This window comes from Rhodococcus sp. IEGM 1366 (genome assembly GCF_033142425.1).
Taxonomy (GTDB): Bacteria; Actinomycetota; Actinomycetes; order Mycobacteriales; family Mycobacteriaceae; genus Rhodococcus_F; species Rhodococcus_F globerula.
The window spans coordinates 138203-156543 of record NZ_JAWLRZ010000004.1 but is presented as its reverse complement, the minus strand read 5'-3'; the positions used below and the strand labels follow the sequence as shown (position 1 = coordinate 156543).

Sequence of the window (18341 nt, the reverse complement as noted above, 5' to 3'; positions counted from 1 at the left end):
GTGTGTTAGCTGTCTTCGTCGAGCAAACCGCGGCGAACGCGTCGAGCGTGCTTACGCTCGTCGGCGCCGATGCGCTCGACCTGATCGAGTCGCGGATCGGTACCGCGGCCCGTACGGGTCAAGTCGATACCGGCCGGAGTCATCGGCTCCCACTCGAAGCTGACGTCACCGATCGTGACCGATGCCCCGGGCTGTGCGCCCTTCTTGACCAGTGCATCTTCGACGCCCAACCGTGCGAGACGGTCGGCAAGGTAGCCAACGGCTTCGTCGTTGTCGAAGGCCGTCTGACGGATCCACCGCTCCGGACGCGTACCGCGGACGACAAATCCACCGGGAATATCGGGATCCTTCTCGATGGTGAAGCTGGAATCCTTGACCTTGATCGGCCTGATGACCTGACGCTTCGGCTCCGGCTTGGGGTTAGCCTCCTGGTAGTCGCGCACCATCTTCGCCAACGCGAATGTCAACGGGCGCAAACCTTCACGGCTCACGGCCGAAATCGTGAATACCGGCCATCCGCGGGCTTCGATCTCCGGTGTGACCATCTCGGCCAACTCCGCAGCCTCAGGCACGTCCGCCTTGTTGAGGATGACGACGCGCGGGCGCTTGTCGAGGTCACCGAGTCCCGAGTCGCCGGACAGCGCGGGCGTGTACGCGGCCAGTTCCGCTTCGAGGGCGTCGATGTCGGACATCGGATCGCGTCCCGGATCCAGAGTTGCGCAGTCGATCACGTGCGCGAGTACGGCGCAGCGCTCGATGTGGCGCAGGAAGTCCAGTCCCAGACCGCGGCCTTCGCTGGCACCGGGGATCAGTCCGGGAACGTCTGCGACGGTGAACGTGGTCTCACCACTGGAGACGACACCGAGGTTGGGGACCAGTGTCGTGAACGGGTAGTCCGCGATCTTCGGCTTGGCTGCCGAGAGGACGGAAACCAGTGAAGACTTACCGGCGGAGGGGAATCCGAGCAGACCCACGTCGGCAACCGACTTGAGCTCGAGAACCAGATCACGCTCGACGCCGTCTTCACCGAGCAACGCGAAGCCGGGGGCCTTGCGGGCCTTCGAGGCCAATGCCGCGTTGCCGAGTCCACCACGTCCGCCTTGAGCGGCGTCGTAGCGGCTACCAACGCCGACGAGGTCAGCCAGGACATTGCCGTCCGTGTCGAGCACGACGGTGCCGTCCGGAACCTTCAGGATCAGATCTTCGCCGTTGGCACCTTCACGGTTGCTGCCGGCACCCTGCTTGCCGTTGGTGGCCTTCGCATTGGGATGGAAGTGGAAGTCGAGGAGAGTGTGGATGTTCTCGTCGACGACGAGAACGACGTCGCCGCCGCGTCCGCCGTTCGCACCGTCCGGGCCGCCGAGCGGCTTGAACTTCTCGCGGTGTACGGAGGCGCAACCATTGCCGCCTTTTCCAGCGCTGACGTGCAGCACAACACGGTCAATGAATCGGGACATGACTGCCGGATCCTTCCTCAGTCAATTGCGGGTCTCACGCGATGAGCTGAACTTCTGGTGAGCAGGGTTGCTCGGGGGGTAATAGGTACTGCTTAAACAAACAATAGGGGCGGACCGGGTTATTTCAACCCTGGTCCGCCCCTATTGGGAGCTTGGAACGCGTCACGGCCTCACTGAAAACAGCAGCACCTGTGACACACAACTAGCGAGAGAGACTAGACCTCAGCCGCAACGACGGCCGGAACGATGTTCACGGTCTTGCGTCCACGCTTCTGGCCGAACTCGACTGCACCGGCAGCGAGAGCGAACAGGGTGTCGTCGCCGCCACGGCCGACGTTGACGCCGGGGTGGAAGTGCGTGCCGCGCTGGCGAACCAGGATTTCGCCTGCGCTGACGGACTGGCCGCCGAAGCGCTTCACGCCGAGGCGCTGGGCGTTTGAATCGCGACCGTTACGGGAGCTGGATGCACCCTTCTTATGTGCCATGCTATTGACCCTCCTCGGGTGAAATTAGCTAGAAAGAACTGGTTACTTGATGCCCGTGACCTTGAGCACCGTAAGCGGCTGCCTGTGGCCCTGACGCTTGTGGTAACCGGTCTTGTTCTTGAACTTGTGGATGCGGATCTTCGGGCCCTTGGTGTGCTCGACGATCTCACTGGTGACTGCGACCTTGGCCAGCTTGGCCGTGTCGGTGGTCAGGTCAGATCCGTCAACCACGAGAACGGGAGCAAGCGAGACAGCAGTGCCGGGCTCACCCTCGATCTTCTCGACCTTGACGAGGTCACCAACAGCGACCTTGTACTGCTTTCCGCCGGTCTTGACGATCGCGTACGTTGCCATCGGAGGGCTACCCCTTGCTTCTTCGAACTTGCTCGCGCTGCTGCCTGAGGCGTCAAATGCATCGCGACTGGTCTGGTTTATGTCACCTCGGCTCGATGCTGATGCATCGGGACATTCCCGCACTCTAGGCACACGGAATCTCTACCGCCGGGTGGCGACTATGCAAGGTTACGGGAAAGCAACCGTCATGGTCAAACCGCCCCGCCGAGGGGTGAAACGATCCTGCATTTACTGCGTCTACCAGCAGAAACTTCGGGTCATGGCTTCGGCGCCCGCCACAGCGGGTCGGGCACCGAAGCCAATTTCCGAAAGGAGGTAGTTCTTACTCGCCGTCAACCGGCGGACCGGCCGGACGTGCTGCTGCTCGGCGTCGACGCGGCCTCTTGACCACAACGACGTCGTCTGCCACCGGCGCCGCTGTGCCGGAAGCGACAGGCTCCGCTACGGCTTCCGCCACAGGTTCGGGCGTCGGCAGGACAAAGACCGTGCCGACCTCGGGTGCCTCGACACTGGGTGCTGACGCAGCCCGAGACGCCCTGCGACTGCGACGACGACTCCGCGGAGCGGTCTCAACGGCCGCGGCATCACCACCGCTGCTATCTGCTTGCGCCGCAACACCATCCACAGCAACATCAGTAGCCCGGCCAGAATCGGCAGCGGACGAATCCGCGGCCACCGGCGTCGGCTCGGCACTTTTGGATGCATCTACCTCCGCCGGCACAGCGCTCTGCTCGTCGTGACTGTGCTCGTCGTGACTGTGCTCGTCGTGATGTGCAGCCATCGCCAATGCCACGGGATGTGCCCGCTTGACTGTCGCGTCGACGGCCGGAACCTCCGGCGTCGGCGCTTCGTGTCCGTTGGACTCTGCGGCGGCCGGCTTGTCCGAGCGGCCACGCTTGTTCTTGCGTGAGCTTCCGGATTCGCTGCGCTGCTGCGATGACCGTGCACCGCCGTCGTCAGCGGTCTTCATCTCGACCGGTTCGGAATGGACGATGATGCCGCGACCGTGGCAGTGCTCACAGGTTGTCGAGAAGGCCTCGACCAGCCCGGTGCCCAGCTTCTTACGGGTCATCTGGACCAAACCGAGCGACGTGACCTCGGATACCTGGTGACGCGTGCGATCACGGCCCAGGCATTCGGTCAGTCGACGCAGGACTAGATCGCGATTCGATTCGAGCACCATGTCGATGAAGTCGACGACGATCATTCCGCCGATGTCGCGCAAGCGCATCTGACGAACGATCTCCTCGGCAGCTTCGAGGTTGTTGCGCGTCACGGTCTCTTCGAGGTTGCCGCCGGCGCCGGTGAACTTGCCGGTATTGACGTCGACGACAGTCATGGCCTCGGTGCGGTCGATCACCAGCGTGCCGCCGGACGGCAACCACACCTTACGATCGAGAGCCTTGGCCAACTGCTCGTCGATGCGACGGGCCTGGAAAATGTCGATGCCGTTGTTCGGCGTGTACTTCTCGAGGCGCGGCAGGAGATCCGGAGCGACGGAGTTGATGTAGTTCTCCACCGTGCCGTGAGCCTTGTCGCCCTCGATGACCAGCTTGGAGAAATCCTCGTTGAACAGGTCACGAATAACCTTGACCAGCATGTCCGGCTCTTCGTACAGCGCCTGCGGGCTGCCCGACTTTCCGGAGTCCGCCGCGGCGGCCTGCTCTTCGATTCCCGCCCACTGAGCCTGCAGACGAGTGACGTCGCGCGCCAACTCCTCTTCGCTGACACCTTCGGACGCCGTGCGGATGATCACGCCGGCGTCGGCCGGAACGATGTCGCGCAGGATTTCCTTGAGACGCTTGCGCTCGGTGTCTGGCAGCTTGCGGCTGATACCGGTGGACGAACCACCGGGCACGTAGACGAGGAAACGTCCGGCCAGAGAGATCTGCGTGGTCAGACGGGCACCCTTGTGTCCGACCGGATCCTTGCTGACCTGCACCAGAACCTGATCGCCCGGCTTGAGAGCCTGCTCGATCTTGCGGGAATTGCCGCCGAGACCGGCAGCTTCCCAGTTGACCTCACCGGCGTACAGCACACCGTTGCGTCCACGCCCGATGTCGATGAACGCAGCTTCCATGCTGGGCAGCACGTTCTGGACGCGGCCCAAGTACACGTTGCCCACCATCGACGCGGCGGCCGAGTTGGTGACGAAGTGCTCGACGAGGACTCCGTCTTCGAGGACTGCTACCTGCGTCGTTGCGTGCGGCTGACCGCTGTCGGCGCGATCGCGTACAACCATCACGCGATCAACGGCCTCGCGGCGGGCCAGGAACTCGGACTCGGTCAGGATCGGCGGACGACGACGCCCCGCATCACGCCCGTCGCGGCGACGCTGACGCTTGGCTTCGAGTCGCGTGGAGCCACTGATTCCCTGAACCTCGTCGCGCACGACACGCGTCTTGCTGCGCGGTTCGCGCTCGTGAACGACCGTGTTGGGCGGGTCGTCCTCGGACGTCGTTGTGGCATCGGCTCCGCTGTCGGAGCCGGTCTTACGACGACGGCGACGACGGCGACGACGGTTGTTGCCATCCGCGTCGAGATCGGAATCTTCGCTGCTCTCGGACTCGGCGTCGCTCTCGGCTTCTTCGGACTTGGCCGCGACGTCCGTCGACGTGATCTTAGCGGCATCAGGAGCCGACTCGGAGGTCGATTCGTCCGATTCGGACTCGTCCTCGCTCTGTTCGCCCGCCTGCTCACCGCGCCCACGGCCACGGCCACGACGTCCACGGCGACGACGACGCGGCTGGTCGTCGTCTTCCTCGTCGGATTCGGCCTCGGCGTTCTCGCCCTCAGCCTGCGGTGCGGTGACGGTCTCCGGGGTCTGCCTGGTTTCGACTCCAGCTGCTTCGACTGCCGCTGCCTCGACGACAGCTGTTTCGGCCGGTGCGCTCTCGGTCTCGACCGGTGCGCTCGACTTCTCCTCGACCACCGGTGCTGCCGGTTCACGACGAGCCCGGCGACGACGCGGCGCAACCTCGACCGCTTCCATGTCAGGCTGCAGGAAGAGCGGGACCTGAGCCGGTGCCTGCTCCGCTTCGGGTGCGTGAGTCTGCGCTGCTTCGAAGGACGTGAAGAGATCCGACTGCTCGGGCTCGCTAACCTGCAACGCTGCGGCCGCATCAAGATCTGCGGCGATCTCGGCAACGGCGGGGTCAACCACAGCAGGTTCAACCACAGCGGGCTCAACCACAGCGGGCTCTTCTGCGACAACCTTCTTGCGTGAACGACGCGCACGGGCCGGCTTTTCCGCAACGGACGGAGCCTCAGGCGTCTCGACAGGCGTCTCGACAGGCTTCTCGACAACGGGGTCGATCAGGGCGTCGAGTTCTGCAGCTACCGGCTCGATGGCATCGGCAACAGCATGCAGAGATGCATGGATGCGCTCGGCGACATCACGGTGCACGCTCGACTGAGCGCTGCGAATCTCGGTTCCGAGGGCAGCAGCCTCCGCGAGCACCTGCTTGCTGGTGATTCCCAGCAACTTAGCCAGCGCATGTACGCGCATCTTGTCCGGAAAGACCGGAGTTTCGTTCGATTCTGAATCTGTTGGGGCTTGATCGGCCACGTAAGTCTCCTCAGCCCCCGGGCGCGTCCAACTCTGCAATCGAGTTGTCACGCGGCCACGCAGGGGCGCGCTGTGTGTACTCGCACTCAGAAGTGAGTGCGAGATTGTAAGGTCTCGCTCCGCATGGTCCGTAGTGCCCGTTATTCACTGCGTACACATGAAGTGCCTGGCTGGATGGCTGTTGTCCGTGAGGTTCGTGGCCCGAGCGCCTGATCATCCAGCGTGCAAAGGTCCAGGGATTTCCTGTTGACCGATAGCAGCGATGAAAGGGCATCGAGCGCAATGTCACGTCGAACCTGGTGTCACATCGAAACTTGGGTGTCATCCGGTTGAACACACGTAGAACAAAAATTGCGCTTCAACCAATAGCAGTATCCCACACCGATGCGCCCGTTACTTGCAAGGGCGCACCAATGTGGGACAAGTACTGCTCGGGGAAACGCGTCGAAGAGTCAGATGGACGACAGAGCCGGGAACCACAGCGCGATCTCACGCTCGGCAGATTCGACGGAATCGCTTCCGTGCACCAGGTTCTGCTGCGATTCGAGACCGAAGTCGCCACGAATCGTGCCCGGTAGCGCCTTCTCGACGGGGTCGGTACCGCCGGCGAGCTGACGGAATGCGGCGATGGCGCGAGGGCCTTCGAGCACTACGGCAACCAACGGACCGGACGTGATGAACTCCAACAAGCTCGGGTAGAACGGACGCTCGGCGTGCTCCGCATAGTGGCTACCAGCCACGTCTTCGGAAGCGGTGCGAAGGTCGAGTGCTGCGATGGTCAGGCCTTTGCGCTCGATACGACTCAGGATTTCTCCCACGTATCCACGGGCAACGGCGTCGGGCTTGATCAGTACGAGGGTGCGCTCAGTCACGTCGGCCAGCCTAAATGGTCAGTCGCGCTGACCCGGAAGCAGGCCCTCATCCATCCGTCGCGCGATGTCCTTACGCAGGTAGACCAGGTACGCCCACACCAAGGCAAAGACGATTCCCATGATGCCGATGGAGTAGTGAACGAAGAACCCGAGGATCAGCAGGACCTGCAGAGCAATGTTGTACTTCATCGCCCACGGACGTCCCTGGATACCGCAGCCCAGGATCATCAACACTGCCAAGCCCAGAATGTACGTACCGGAGAACCAGTTCAGTCCGTCGCCGACAACCTGCACGACGGGGATCGTCAGCAGGACAACGATCACCTCGAGAATCAAGGTTCCCGACGCAATTCCGCGGAAACCCTTCCACGGATCCTTGGTCGGCGCGCCGAACTGAGATCGCCCGGACTCCGGGTTCGATTCTGACGGGGTACTCACGCTGGGTCCTTTCCGAACAATGTGCGGGCCGCGCCGGCTGTCACGACGGATCCGGTGACCACAACACCTGCCCCGGATACTGCTTCGCCTGGTTCGGCCACCTGTTCCGCAATTTCGATGGCGGTCTCCAAGGCGTCGACCAACTGCGGAGCGACGACCACCCGCTCGTCGCCGAACTTGGCGACGGCGATGTTCGCGAGTTCCTCGACGTCCATCGCGCGCGGTGAACCGTTATGCGTCACCACGATCTCGTCGAACACGGACTCGAACGCGGTCATGATCGCGTCGACGTCCTTGTCCTTCATGACGCTGACCACTCCGACGAGCTTGCGGAAGTCGAACTCGGCCGCCAGCGCCGCCGCGAGTGCGCGCGCTCCGTCCGGGTTGTGTGCCGCGTCGAGGAAAACCGTCGGCGCACTCCGAACTCGTTCGAGGCGACCAGGATTGACGACGGAGGAAAAACCGGCGCGAATGGCGTCCTGATCGAGTTGCCGATCGGGCCCCGCCCCGAAGAAGGCTTCGACGGCTGCAAGGGCCAGTGCCGCATTGCGCGCTTGGTGCTCACCGTGGAGCGGCAGGAAGATCTCGGTGTAGACGCCGCTGAGTCCTTGAAGTTCGAGCTGTTGTCCGCCGACGGCGATCTGGCGGCCAAGCACCTTGAACTCGGAACCTTCGCGGGCCACCGCAGCGTCGACCTCGACGGCGCGGCGCAGCAGCACCTCCATGACTTCGGGGGTCTGCTCGGCGATGATCGCGACGGTGTCCACCGGCACCAGGCTCTCGCGGCCCTTCTTGATGATCCCGGCCTTTTCCTCCGCGATTCCCGCGAGGTCGTTGCCCAGGTACTCGGCGTGATCGAGGCTGATCGGGGTGATGACCGCAACCTGACCGTCGATGACGTTGGTGGCATCCCACCGTCCACCCAATCCGACCTCGACAACAGCCACGTCGACGGGCGCTTCCGCAAACGCGGCGTACGCCATCGCGGTAAGCACCTCGAACTTGCTCATGGCCGGTCCCCCGGCGGCTTCGGACTGCTGATCGATCATCTGCACGTACGGTTCGATCTCGCGAAACGTGTCCACGTACAGACGCGGGGAGATCGGCGCTCCGTCGATGCTGATCCGCTCGGTCGCGATCTGCAGGTGCGGACTGGTGGTCCGGCCAGTGCGGCGATGCAGCGCGGTCATGAGCGAGTCGATCATCCGGGTCACCGAGGTCTTGCCGTTGGTTCCGGTGACGTGCACGGACGGATAGTTGTGCTGCGGCGAGCCGAGCACATCCATGAGGGCCTCGATGCGCGTGAGTGACGGCTCCATCTTGGTTTCCGGCCACCGCTTGTCGAGTTCTGCCTCGACCAGCGCCAACTCTGCGATGTCGACCGGGGTCGGCACCGAACTGATCGGCGGGAAACCGGACTCCCCGAATTCCGGAGGTTCTACCGAGCTCACTTGTCGCCCAGCTCCTTCAAACGGTTGGTGATGCGCTCGATCTCTTCGACGGCGATCTGACGGCGTGTCTTGATCTTGTCGACGACGGCGTCGGGAGCCTTCGCGAGGAAGGCTTCGTTGGCGAGCTTGTTGTCTGCGGTGACCAGTTCCTTCTGTGCTGCCGTCAGGTCCTTCTCGAGCCGCTTCTTCTCGGCGCCCAGGTCGATGGTGCCCGAGGTGTCGATGTCGACCGTGACTGTGCCCTTGCTCAGGCGCACCTCCACCGAGATGGAGGCGGTGAAGCCTTCTTCGGGTTCGGTGAGCTTGGCGAGGGCCTGGACATACGCAAACTGGCCGTCGAGGCCGGCTTCGGAGAGACCGGACGCACGCGCCGGAACCTTCTGAGAAGGCTTGAGGCCCTGATCATTTCGGAAGCGGCGAACCTCGGTGATCAAACGCTGGGTGTCCTCGATGCGAGTAGCAGCATCAGCGTCGACGGCATTGCCGGATTGCGTCGGCCACTCGGCAACAACAACGGATTCACCGCCCGTGAGCACCTTCCACAGGGTCTCCGTCACAAACGGGATGACCGGGTGCAGCAGGCGCAGCAATGCGTCGAGCACGTTGCCGAGCACCGCGCGGGTGTTGGCGGCGACGGTTTCGTCGGCGGCAAACTGAACCTTCGCCAATTCGAGGTACCAGTCACAGACCTCGTCCCACGCGAAGTGGAACAGGCCTTCGCACGCCTTGCTGAACTCGTAGCGATCGAACGCCGAATCGGCCTCGGCTGCAACGGTATCCAGGCGATCGAGAATCCACCGGTCGGCGTCGGTGAGCTCACTGCGCGCCGGCAGCGGTGCCGGTGCAGCGCCGTTCATGAGTGCAAACTTGGTGGCATTGAACAGCTTTGTAGCGAAGTTGCGCGAGGACTGTGCGGAATCCTCACCAACGGAGAGGTCACTGCCGGGGTTTGCACCGCGGGCGAGCGTGAACCGCAGGGCGTCGGCACCGAAACGCTCGACCCAATCCAGCGGGTCGATACCGTTGCCACGCGACTTCGACATCTTCTTGCCGAACTGGTCACGGACCAACCCGTGCAGGAACACGTCCTTGAACGGAACTTGCGGACCCGTTTTGCCGGCTCCGGCAGTGATCGACTCGTCTTCGGAGACATACGTGCCGAACATCATCATGCGAGCAACCCAGAAGAACAGGATGTCGTAACCCGTCACCAAAACGCTGGTGGGGTAGAACTTTTCGAGTTCGGCGGTGCTCTCCGGCCATCCCATGGTCGAGAAGGGCCACAGACCGGACGAGAACCACGTGTCGAGAACGTCAGGGTCCTGGACCCAGCCTTCTGGTGCCGTCTCGTCAGGACCGAAGCTGGCAACTTCGCCTTCGGGGCCGTACCAGACGGGGATGCGGTGACCCCACCACAGCTGACGCGAGATGCACCAGTCGTGCATGTTGTCGACCCAGTCGAACCAACGCGGCTCCTGGCTGGCCGGATGAATGACGGTATCGCCGTTACGGACTGCGTCACCGGCAGCCTTGGCCAGGCTTTCGACCTTGACCCACCACTGCAGCGACAGGCGCGGCTCGATGGCTTCACCACTGCGCTCGGAGTGTCCGACGCTGTGCAGGTACGGGCGCTTCTCGGCGACGACGCGACCCTGCTCGGCCAGAGCTTCGCGAACCTTGACGCGCGCTTCGAAGCGGTCCATGCCGTCGAATTGCGTTCCGGTGTCGGCGATCTTGCCGGTCTTGTCCATGATGGTGGGCATGGGCAGGTTGTGCCGGACACCCATCTCGAAGTCGTTGGGGTCGTGAGCCGGCGTGATCTTGACTGCGCCGGTTCCGAACTCGGGGTCGACGTAGTCGTCCGCGATGATCGGGATCTGACGGCCGGTGAACGGGTGCTCGAGCGTGGTTCCGAGCAGGTGCTTGTAGCGCTCGTCGTCGGGATGAACCGCCACCGCGGTATCACCGAGCATCGTCTCCACACGGGTAGTGGCGACAATCACGTGCGGCTCGCTGTCGTCGAGTGAACCGTAGCGAAGGGAAACGAGCTCACCTTCGACGTCCTCGAACTTGACCTCGATGTCGGAGATCGCGGTCTGCAGCACGGGCGACCAGTTGACCAGACGCTCGGCGCGGTAGATCAGGCCCTCGTCGAACATGCGCTTGAATACGGTCTGCACCGCACGCGAGAGGTTCTCGTCCATCGTGAAGCGCTCGCGGCTCCAGTCGACACCGTCACCGATGCGGCGCATCTGGCCGCCGATGGTGCCACCGGATTCGCGCTTCCACTCCCAGACCTTCTCGATGAAGGCTTCGCGCCCCAGGTCTTCCTTCTTGGTGCCCTCTGCTGCCAGCTGCTTCTCGACGACGGACTGCGTCGCAATACCGGCGTGGTCCATGCCCGGCAGCCACAGAACTTCGAAGCCCTGCATCCGCTTGCGGCGGCTCAGAACATCCATGAGGGTGTGATCGAGCGCATGGCCCATGTGCAGGCTGCCGGTCACGTTCGGCGGCGGAAGCACGATCGAGTATCCGGGCTTGTCGCTGGTGGCGTCGGCGCGGAAGTAACCCGCATCCACCCAGCCCTGATACAAATCAGCCTCTACAGCACTGGGGTCCCAGCTTTTGGGGAGGGCGTCGGCGGGGGTCTGCGGGTTCTCTGGAGCTGCACTGGTCACGCCTTGATCCTAATGACTCCCCCGTCCAGCGTGAATTTGCACCTCTCACCGCCGCAACTGAGGCTTCGTAAATCAGTAGACGTCACGTACGTAGCGTTTCTCCGCTGCCAGTGCCTTGACGTATGCCTCGGCGCTACGGGGTGCAAGCTTTCCGTATTGTGCGACCACACCGCTCAAGGCGCCGTCGACATCCTTGGCCATCCGCTCGGCGTCACCACACACGTAGAAGTGTGCGCCGTTCTGCAGCCACTCCCACAGCTGCGCACCCCGCTCACGCATTCGGTCCTGGACGTAGATCTTCTCCGATTGGTCCCGGGAGAACGCGACGTCGAGTTCTGTGAGGAATCCGTCTCGGCGGAGCTCTTCGATTTCTTCGCGGTAGTAGAAGTCGGTAGCGGCGTGCTGTTCCCCGAAGAACAGCCAGTTCGGTCCGGTATGCCCCAATGCTCGCCGTTCGTGCAGGAACGCTCGGAAGGGCGCGATGCCAGTGCCAGGCCCCACCATGATCATGGGCGCCGCAGGATCCGACGGCGGCCGGAAATGACTGGATTTTTGCACGTAGATGCCGATGTCGTCACTACCGGCGTAATCGGCCAGGTACGTCGAGCACACCCCGCGCCGCGGGACGCCCACAACGTTGTACCGGACGGCGGAGACAGTCAGCTGCACCTCGTTGGGATTCTCCTTCGGGCTCGACGAAATCGAATACAGCCGCGGTTGAAGAGGTTTGAGCACGCCGAGCCAGTCGTCGACGGAAGCCCGAACCGGAGACTGGGCCAACACGTCGACGGATTGCCTGCCCCACGACCAATCCTTGAGTACAGCCTTGTTCTCGGGCTTCAGCAGTTCCGCCAGGTCAGTGTCCCGGGTTCGCTGATGCACGAATCGGAGCAGATCACTGTTGACGCGGGTGATCTCGAGGCGTTCGGAGAGCGCGGTACGCAGCGTCATCGCGCCGTACTCCCCCAGTTCGACTGTGCTCTCGCCGTCGAGACCGGAAACCGAGAGCCACTCGTCCACGATCGGAGTGCTGTTGCGGGGCCAGACACCCAGTGCGTCGCCGGCCTCGTAGCTGACGGTGCCCTCCGGCAGATGAAAGCCCAACTGGCGCACATCTTTTGTCGAACCCGGGCGATTGAGAACAACATTTCGGGTCAGGCTGGTGATCAGTGGAGATTTCTTGCTGTACTGGCACGAACTGTCCGGCGGTGAACTCACACGAGACGTTCCGACCACAACGGGGCTGGGCTGATCTCCTACTGCAGTCACGTCTCCCACTGCAGTCGCGACTGCGTCCAACCAACCGGCAGCATCGTCCTCGTAGTCCGGTTCACAATCGACACGATCAACGATGCGGGTTGCGCCGAGTTCCGCGAGCCGAGCGTCGAGTTTGCGCCCGTGACCACAGAAGTCGTCGTAGTTGGAGTCACCGAAAGCGATGACGGAATAGCGGGTCCCGGCTAGCGAAGGCGCTTCGTCCCCGGTCAACGCGTCCCACAATCCGCTGCCGTTGTCCGGCGGATCTCCGTCGCCGGTCGTGCTGGTGATCAGCAGCAGTTCACGAGTGTCCGCAAGATCGGCGACCGAGAACTCGTCCATCCCGTATACCCGCACCGGCAATCCGGCTCCCCCCAACCGAGTCGCACAGGCTGCGGCAAATCCCTCGGCGTTGCCGGTTTGCGACGCCCAGAGCACCACAATCTGTTCCCGCTGCGCGTCGGGCTTCGGGGGGCCACCCGAAACGAGAGATCGTGAGTACAAGCCGGCCAGGACACCGTCGACCCACATCCGCTTGCCCGAATCGAAGGGCGCAGTCGGTGGCAAGGTCGGGACCCCAGGCGTACGGTCGGCATCCGATCGCAGCGCGGCGAGAAGTCCGGCGAGATACTGCTGTTCGAGTGGATCGAATGCTGGTGCAGGCGCATCGGTTTGACCGAAGACATCAGCGAGAACGTCGACCCTCGACACGTGCGTTGTCCTCTCGACGGGAGTAGCTTCCGGCGCTCTGACGGCGACCTTGGTCAAGGTGACAGCGCAGGCCTTGAACTCCGGTTGCTGCGACGCCGGATCGATTGCATCGTTGGTGACGGCGTTGATGGTCAGGTATTCACCGAATGCGTCGTTCCAGTGAAATGGCGCAAAGCAGTTCCCCGGGCGCACCCGGTCGGTGACCAGAGCGGGCAGCACCGCGCGGCCGCGGCGTGAGGCAACCTCGATCGCGTCCTTGTCGGCGATACCGAACCGAGCGGCGTCGTCGGGATGCATTTCGACAAATGGGCCGGGGTTGAGTTTGTTGAGTTTGGCGACCTTGCCGGTTTTGGTCATGGTGTGCCACTGATGTGCCAGACGTCCGGTGTTGAGCAGGAACGGGTAGTCGTCGTCGGGCATTTCGGCGGGCAGCATGTGTGGCCGGGCGAAGAACGACGCGCGGCCACTGGCGGTAGGGAACGCGAGGCGCGGAGTACTGCCGTCGTCCCGGACAAGCAATTGCTGACTGACACCGTCATTGAGGTATCGAATGGGGTGGCGGTCCTGATCACTGTTGGGTGGGCACGGCCACTGGATCGAGTTCTTGCGGAGGCGCTCGTACGTCACGCCCCTCAGGTCGTAACCGGTCTTCGGATTCCAGAACTGCTTGATCTCCTCGAACACGTCCTCTGCACACGTATAGGTGAATGCGTCGGCATAACCCATCTCGCACGCGATCCGGGCGATGATCTGCCAATCCGGTAATGCTTGGCCGACCGGGTCCAACGCCTGCTGGAAGAGCGTCAGGTTGCGTTCGGAGTTGATCATCACTCCGTCGGATTCGGTCCACAACGACGCCGGGAGCAGAACGTCGGCGTATTCGTTCGTTTCGGTGCCGAGGAATGCGTCCTGGGTGATGACAAGCTCAGCTTGCTCCAGGCCGGCGAGCACCGTCTTTCGATTGGCCACCGTTGCAACGGGATTGGTGCAGATGATCCAGCACGCCTTGATCTCTCCGGCCGCCATCCGGGTGAACATGTCGATGGTTCCACCGCCGACGTCCGTGCGCAGCGACCCGTGTGGGATGCCCCACCGGTCCTCGACGAATTCACGGTCGCCGTCGAACATCACCGCACGCTGACCAGGCAAACCTGGCCCCATGTATCCCATTTCGCGGCCACCCATGGCGTTCGGCTGACCGGTCAGCGAGAACGGGCCACTACCGGTTTTGCAGATCGCGCCGGTGGCGAGATGCAGGTTGCAGATGGCGTTGGTGTTCCACGTTCCGTGGGTACTCTGATTCAAACCCATTGTCCAGCAGCTCATCCAGTTGCCGGCCTCACCGATGAACCGGGCGGCGGCGCGGATGTCCGCCTCGGGAATACCGGTGATCTCAGCGACCTTGTCCGGCGTGTACTCCGCGAGGAAGCTGGGCATGACCTCCCAGCCTTCGGTGAACTCGGCGATGAACTCGGGATCGGTGCGACCGTCCTCGACCAGGAGGTGCAGCAGTCCGTTGAGCAGCGCAAGATCCGTGCCTGGTGCAATCTGAAGAAACAGGTCTGCCTTGTCGGCAGTGGCGTTGCGTCGAGGGTCGACGACGATCAATGTCGCGCCCGCCTTGACGCGTTCCATCATCCGCAGGAACAGGATCGGATGGCAGTCCGCCATGTTCGCGCCGATCACGAAGAACACATCTGCGTGTTCGAAGTCCTGGTAGGAACCGGGCGGTCCGTCGGCGCCCAGGGACTGCTTGTAACCGGTGCCGGCACTGGCCATGCACAGCCGAGAATTGGATTCGATCTGATTGGTTCCGATGAATCCCTTGGCCAGTTTGTTCGACAGGTACTGGGCTTCGAGGGACATCTGCCCCGACACGTACAACGCAACGGCATCCGGGCCATGCTCGTCGACCATCGCGCGCAGACGGTGCGCCGTCTCGGTGATCACAGCATCGATGTCCGCTGCCTCGATCGCACCGCCGCGACTGGGCCGTAGGTATGCGGACTCCATGCGCCCAGGCCCGGCCAACATGTCCGCAGTTGTGCTGCCCTTGGTGCACAACCGCCCGAAATTCGTGGGGTGAGTCTTCAGACCCGACGACTGTGCCGCTTTCCTACGTCCCGTTTCCGGATCGGTGATGATGTCGAGCACCAGACCGCAACCCACTCCGCAGTATGCGCAGAGTGTGTCGACACTAGTGGTTCCGAGCTGAGTAGTACCGAGTTGAGCGCCCATCGTTCCTTGCATCCCTTCGACCGAGAATCAAGGTCGATATCGATCATCGGATGCCGATGTTTCGAGCCTTCGTGTCCGACGTTGCGGGTCAATCACTCTTTCCTCACGGCGACGTTTGCCGCGATGTGAGGCGCCGACAGTCCTGATCAGCCGAGTATCTCCGGCAGGGAGACGTCCTCACCCAGGATGTGCTCGGACAGGAAAGCGATCACCACCTCGTACCAAATCTTGGTGTGCGTCGGTTTGAGGACCCAGTGGTTCTCGTCCGGGAAATAGAGGAACCGGTGATCGGTCTTTCCGTCAGCGTCGGCAGGCAATCCGGACTCCGCAAGAAGTTCGTACCAGAGGCGCAGCCCCTCACCGATCGGAACGCGGTAGTCCTTGTCGCCGTGAATCACCAACATCGGGGTGTTGATATCCGCCACGTAGAGGTGCGGTGAGTTGTCGACGGCCATTTCCGGTGACATTTCCCGTTGCCAATACCACGCCGAATCCGTCGTCGGACCGAATTGATCCAGCGCCCACAGGCTCGCGTGGGTGACAATCGCGTCGAACCTGTCGGTATGGCCGGCAATCCAATTCGCCATGTAGCCACCGAATGAACCGCCCATTGCGCCGGTGCGGTTCGGATCGATCTCGGGAAGTGCCACGGCGGCGTCGGTCACAGCCATCAAGTCGGTGAAGGGAGCTTTGCCCCACTGGCCCCACCCCCGCTGCACGAAGTCCTGGCCGTATCCCGTGGACAAGGCCGGGTCCGGCAACAGCACCGCGTACCCCTTTGCCACCAACAGCCAGGGGTTCCACCGCCACGACCACGTGTTCCACGAATTCAACGGACCACCGTGCACCCACAACAACAACGGCACCGGCGCATGAGCAGCAGCACCGGTCGGCAACGCCAACCAACTCCGAACCTGTGTCCCGTCCTGCGCCCTGGCGCTGATCTCCGTCAGGGTGCCGGGCAGTTCCGGCAACGCGTCAGGCCCGCGCAACGGCAATACCTCACCCGAGCGAAGAGCAATACGCACCACGTGCGGCGGAGCCTCGTACGATGCGCGCAGCGCGTAGAGGAACTCACCCTCCGCAGACACTCGAATGTCGGTGTAGGCGGCAGCATCCTTGGTCAGCCGCACAGGCTGACCCCACAGATCGATCGTGAAGACGGGCCCGCGACCGCCATCGTCGGCAGTGACGACCAAGCCCGATCCGTCCGAGAGCCACGCGAGCGACGTCGGCCAGCGATCCCAGCCGTCGGCAACAGCGGTTACGGCACCCGTCCGGAAATCGTAGAGCCCCAAGGACACTCGTGGCGCATGATCCGGAGTTGTGAGAGTTTCGCGAATGAACGCGACGCGAGTGCCGTCCGGGGACACAGACGGACTGTGCACGTCGGCCTCGGCGTCGTCCACCAGTGTGGCTCGATCCCCGCTCACCGTGTCGATCCGCACGATGGTCGAGCGACGGGCAGCGCCGGAATCTCCCACGGCCCACGTGGACACGACAAACAAACCGTCAGCGCTGATCGACATCGACCCCTCGCGCAGTGCCGCACCGGCGCTCGGTGTCACGTCGCGCAGGACAACAGCACCCTCCGAATCGGATTCCCCGACAACAAGATGCGGTTGATCCGGCCCCAGATCGTGATCCCAGTGCCGCACCGGATAACCGGTGTGGAGCATCGCCGTGACCTTGCCGTCCTTGCGGGCCGCGCGGATCTCGTCGTCGTGCTCCAGCCCACGCGCCGACGCCATCACCGGGGTGTGCGCAACAAAGGTCGGGGCCGACCGCGCGGCCGTCACCGAAGACACGCCGCTGCCGCGACGGCACACCACGCTCGCCTCACCACCGTCGGCAGGTAACCGCCACAGTGCCGGTTGCGGCGAGTCCTCCCCCGGCACGGAACGTGTTGCGGTGAAGAGGATGTCGCCGTCGAAAGCAAACGTGGCACCGGACTCGCTGGTTGTGCCCCAGGTCAATCGTCTGGCCTGCCGACGGCCTTGCGGATCGAATTCCCACAGCGACGATACGTATTCGGTACCGGTGTCGTCGAGAACCGCGCGCCCACAGATCAGCCTCGATCCGTCCACCGAGAGTGCCAGACCCGACAGTCTCGGCAAGGCGATGTAATCGTCCAACTCGTCGAACGGCGTACCGCCGTGCAGTTCAGGCAACATCACTTCGGCTCCCGCAACATCGGATAAACGGTAGGTCCTCCATCAGGTATCACGATTTCATCGGTCACTACGAACCCGAAACGGTTGTAGTACGGGATGTTCTCCTTCTTACTGGATTCGAGATAAGCCGGTATCCGATCGCGATCGCACCGATCGAGCCTCGAGTTCAGCAGCGCCTTGCCGTACCCGCCGCCGCGCGCCTGTGCTCCGGTACCGATGGTGGCGAGATACCAGTGCGGCGTCTGTGGGTGAGCCTTCTCGAGGACCCCACCCACTTCGGCACCCACCATCATGCGGGTTCCCAATGCGCGCACCATCGCCGGAAAACTGATCACGGACTCCCACGTCGACTGCTTCCATCGCCCCGGTGGATCCCAGAGTGCCGCTCCCCCGACCACGCCGTTCTCGTCGACCGCTACTTCCGACCCACCTCCGGCCAAGTGGTGGTATCGAACTTCGGCGGCAAACAAACGTGCCAACCGCGCGCGTCGAGATTCCTCGTCGGGCAGTATCCACACCATCAGCGGGTCATCCTCGAACGCGTCTGCGAGGACTTCTGCAAGTGCTGGAATATCTGCGGTTTCAGCCGGCCGCACGTTCACACCCATCGTGCGAGCGTACCGGCAAGGCGCGGCGACACACATTTCCGCTTTCATGG

11 protein-coding genes are annotated in these 18341 nt (G+C 63.1%); all 11 read right to left on the bottom strand.

Annotated features, from left to right (window positions below):
- Positions 1–5: 5 nt before the first annotated feature.
- Positions 6–1457 carry a GTPase ObgE gene (gene obgE, locus R4P64_RS13445; RefSeq protein ID WP_033232892.1) on the bottom strand — a complete coding sequence of 484 codons (1452 nt, stop codon included), beginning with the start codon at positions 1455–1457 and terminating at the stop codon, positions 6–8.
- Positions 1458–1672: 215 nt separating this feature from the next.
- A complete protein-coding gene (gene rpmA / locus R4P64_RS13440) occupies positions 1673–1942 on the bottom strand; it encodes a 50S ribosomal protein L27 (RefSeq protein ID WP_003944532.1) in 270 nt (89 codons plus the stop codon).
- A 42-nt stretch (positions 1943–1984) separates the two neighbouring features.
- Positions 1985–2296 (bottom strand): 50S ribosomal protein L21, encoded by a 312-nt coding sequence (rplU, locus tag R4P64_RS13435; RefSeq protein ID WP_033232889.1) that lies wholly within the window; start codon positions 2294–2296, stop codon positions 1985–1987.
- 322 nt (positions 2297–2618) lie between these two features.
- Positions 2619–5864, bottom strand: coding sequence for a translation initiation factor IF-2 N-terminal domain-containing protein (locus R4P64_RS13430; RefSeq protein ID WP_317821212.1), 3246 nt, complete (start codon positions 5862–5864; stop codon positions 2619–2621).
- 452 nt (positions 5865–6316) lie between these two features.
- Entirely contained in the window at positions 6317–6736 is a 420-nt protein-coding gene (ndk, locus tag R4P64_RS13425) for a nucleoside-diphosphate kinase (protein ID WP_045066939.1), read from the bottom strand.
- A gap of 18 nt (positions 6737–6754) precedes the next feature.
- Positions 6755–7174: a DUF4233 domain-containing protein gene (locus tag R4P64_RS13420; protein WP_033232883.1), complete on the bottom strand. Its 420-nt coding sequence runs from the start codon at positions 7172–7174 to the stop codon at positions 6755–6757.
- Positions 7171–8577: a bifunctional tetrahydrofolate synthase/dihydrofolate synthase gene (gene folC, locus R4P64_RS13415; RefSeq protein ID WP_033233167.1), complete on the bottom strand. Its 1407-nt coding sequence runs from the start codon at positions 8575–8577 to the stop codon at positions 7171–7173. The genes R4P64_RS13420 and folC overlap by 4 nt, the downstream gene beginning before the upstream one ends.
- Before the next feature lie 44 nt (positions 8578–8621).
- Complete coding sequence (locus R4P64_RS13410; RefSeq protein ID WP_116102844.1) at positions 8622–11303, bottom strand: valine--tRNA ligase; 2682 nt, start codon at positions 11301–11303, stop codon at positions 8622–8624.
- Between the two features lie 72 nt (positions 11304–11375).
- On the bottom strand, positions 11376–15509 hold the full coding sequence (locus R4P64_RS13405; protein WP_317821209.1) for a bifunctional nitrate reductase/sulfite reductase flavoprotein subunit alpha: 4134 nt from the start codon (positions 15507–15509) through the stop codon (positions 11376–11378).
- Positions 15510–15655: 146 nt separating this feature from the next.
- Positions 15656–17683: an alpha/beta hydrolase family protein gene (locus tag R4P64_RS13400; protein ID WP_033232878.1), complete on the bottom strand. Its 2028-nt coding sequence runs from the start codon at positions 17681–17683 to the stop codon at positions 15656–15658.
- The gene (locus R4P64_RS13395; protein ID WP_317821207.1) at positions 17683–18291 is read right to left on the bottom strand and encodes a GNAT family N-acetyltransferase; all 609 of its coding nucleotides are present in this window, start codon (positions 18289–18291) and stop codon (positions 17683–17685) included. The genes R4P64_RS13400 and R4P64_RS13395 overlap by 1 nt, the downstream gene beginning before the upstream one ends.
- Positions 18292–18341: the final 50 nt, after the last annotated feature.

Coding starts and splice junctions, on each gene's coding strand:
- obgE (WP_033232892.1), bottom strand. CDS start 1,457: ATGTCCCGATTCATTGACCGTGTTGTGCTGCACGTCAGCGCTGGAAAA.
- rplU (WP_033232889.1), bottom strand. CDS start 2,296: ATGGCAACGTACGCGATCGTCAAGACCGGCGGAAAGCAGTACAAGGTC.
- rpmA (WP_003944532.1), bottom strand. CDS start 1,942: ATGGCACATAAGAAGGGTGCATCCAGCTCCCGTAACGGTCGCGATTCA.
- R4P64_RS13405 (WP_317821209.1), bottom strand. CDS start 15,509: ATGGGCGCTCAACTCGGTACTACTCAGCTCGGAACCACTAGTGTCGAC.
- R4P64_RS13395 (WP_317821207.1), bottom strand. CDS start 18,291: ATGGGTGTGAACGTGCGGCCGGCTGAAACCGCAGATATTCCAGCACTT.
- R4P64_RS13400 (WP_033232878.1), bottom strand. CDS start 17,683: ATGTTGCCTGAACTGCACGGCGGTACGCCGTTCGACGAGTTGGACGAT.